Raw genomic sequence first — 1,990 nt, 5'->3', positions numbered from 1 at the left:
GTCAGTTCCTATCTCGAACGGTTGTTATGAATACTCGGTTGTCATGGTCGTCCGTTATATTTATAACCGTTTCCCTGAATTATACCCGAGACTCCGCGGGTCAATTCGAGAGCTTTTACGCCCATTCGGACGTACGTCCACCCATGCCAAAGCCAAAGGACGAGTTCGAGCAGTTGTACCCCTGTGATTTTTACGAACCGGACGAACTGCTCGACGAGGACACGATGTACTCGGTTTACGAAATCGCTCGACTCCTTCAGGGTCTCGACCCGGACGCCGAAATCGACGTCGAGACGGAAGATATCCTGTTGGACTGGGCGATTCCGTGGGTGATGCGGAACTCCGAGAAACTCGTGGTCGCCGAACCGCCGACCGACGAGGAACCGGGCTACTACGGCCTGAAGACATGACGGTTCTCGTCGCCGGAAGCGACCGCGTGGACGCTGGAAAGACGACGTTCACGGTCGGCCTCCTCAACTACATCGGGTCGGTCGGGTTCAAGCCGCGCGCGGGCAACGACTTCTGGTTCGACCACGACGACGCCACGGCCGCGCTTACGGACGGGAGGCTCTACGGCAAGGACGCGAAGCGACTCGCGTCCGCGAGTCGAGGCGACGCCGACCCCGAAGACTTGAACCCGGTCCACCGACTCTGGCGGCCCGCGCCCGGCACGGGCAAAGGACTGCTCGGGCAGTCCCGCCGCGAGTTCCTCGTTGACCGCGTTGGAAACGGGTTCGTCGTCAACGGCAGCGTCTCGCTGCCCGACGCCGTGCGCGAGGCCCTCCCGCTCTCGTCCGCCGTGGTCGTCGAATCCCTCGGGGAACTGAACGACCAGACCGAGCGCCGCTACCTCCCGCACTTCCGGGCGCTGGCCGAGCGCATCCGGTCGGAAGACCGGGCGGTCGTGGAGTCCTACAGCGACATCGCCCGCCCGATTCAGGGCGTCGAGTTCGACACCGTGGCCGTCGTCGAACCCCGCCGCGTCCGAGTGTACGACGGCGCGCGCTACGCGAAGGCGTGCGAAGTCGCCGACAACAGCGTCCACGACGGGACGATGGAAAAACGCGTATCGGACGTGGTGAACCTGCTCGACCCCGCCGAAACGACGACGCTCGAACCGCTTTCGAAGGCGGAGCGAAACGACCCCGAGAAAATCGCGTCCGTGTACGGAGACGCGTATGAGTCGCTTCTCTAATCGTCGTTCGTTATCGCATCCGCGCGGCCTGTGACGCCAGTTCGATGTCGTGGTACGGGTTAGTCGTCACGCTCGGGCCGTGGCCGACGTGCATCTCGCGCAGGTCCTCGTCCACCGCGTCGAGCACGCGGTCGATGCTCTGGATGAGCGCCGCGCGGTCACCCTCTTCGAGGTCGGTTCGGCCGAAACTGCCGTTCTGGAACACGAGGTCGCCCGCGAAGAGGATGTCCGCCGATTCGGAGTAGAAACAGAGGTGGTCGTCCTTGTGCCCCGGCGTGTGGAGCGCGCGGTAGTCGTCGTCGCCGATGGTCACGACCGCCTCGTCCTCGATTCCGACGTCCACGCCGGGTTGGTCGGGGTCGAAGCCGAACGCCTCGACGTCGAAGGCCTCCTTGACCGCATCGAGGGTGCCGACGTGGTCGGGGTGCGTGTGCGTGACGATGACGGCATCGAGGTCGCCGACGGCCTCCTCGACCTGCGACACGGCGTCGAAGTTCGACCCGGTGTCCACGAGGACGGTCCGGTCGCCGTCCACGAGGAACGCGTTGCTGGTGAACGCCTGCACGTTCGCCGCGATCCGTCCCTGACCGGTCTCCCGTTGGTTGCCCATCTTCGACCGCTATTGTTCCGTTAACGAGGACATATTGCATGCCATCAGCCAACTGCAATGGATTTTCGTACGTTCCATTCTCTTGTACCGTCTTGAGGTCAAAGGCCACGAGGTCGGCGTGATAGTCTTCAGCCACGCGTCCCGGTCTGAAAGGCCAAGTACTGCCGCCGCATGCCCACTGGCTT

General features: G+C 63.4%; 3 protein-coding genes. 2 read left to right on the top strand and 1 reads right to left on the bottom strand.

Going from position 1 to position 1,990, the window contains the following annotated elements; translation table 11 throughout:
* Positions 1-143: 143 nt before the first annotated feature.
* Positions 144-410: a DUF5827 family protein gene (locus BG842_RS00660; protein ID WP_007978435.1), complete on the top strand. Its 267-nt coding sequence runs from the start codon at positions 144-146 to the stop codon at positions 408-410.
* Complete coding sequence (locus BG842_RS00655) at positions 407-1,195, top strand: ATPase (RefSeq protein ID WP_069449262.1); 789 nt, start codon at positions 407-409, stop codon at positions 1,193-1,195. Before BG842_RS00660 ends, BG842_RS00655 begins: the two co-directional genes overlap by 4 nt.
* Before the next feature lie 10 nt (positions 1,196-1,205).
* On the opposite strand, the gene BG842_RS00650 is transcribed toward BG842_RS00655, so the two are convergent.
* Complete coding sequence (locus BG842_RS00650; RefSeq protein WP_069449261.1) at positions 1,206-1,805, bottom strand: MBL fold metallo-hydrolase; 600 nt, start codon at positions 1,803-1,805, stop codon at positions 1,206-1,208.
* Positions 1,806-1,990: the final 185 nt, after the last annotated feature.

Source organism: Haladaptatus sp. W1, assembly GCF_001723155.1.
GTDB classification, from domain to species: domain Archaea; phylum Halobacteriota; class Halobacteria; order Halobacteriales; family Haladaptataceae; genus Haladaptatus; species Haladaptatus paucihalophilus.
Note: the sequence above shows the minus strand (reverse complement) of the source record. Positions and strands in the feature narration are given on the sequence as shown.

Coding starts and splice junctions, on each gene's coding strand:
- BG842_RS00655 (WP_069449262.1), top strand. CDS start 407: ATGACGGTTCTCGTCGCCGGAAGCGACCGCGTGGACGCTGGAAAGACG.
- BG842_RS00650 (WP_069449261.1), bottom strand. CDS start 1,805: ATGGGCAACCAACGGGAGACCGGTCAGGGACGGATCGCGGCGAACGTG.
- BG842_RS00660 (WP_007978435.1), top strand. CDS start 144: ATGCCAAAGCCAAAGGACGAGTTCGAGCAGTTGTACCCCTGTGATTTT.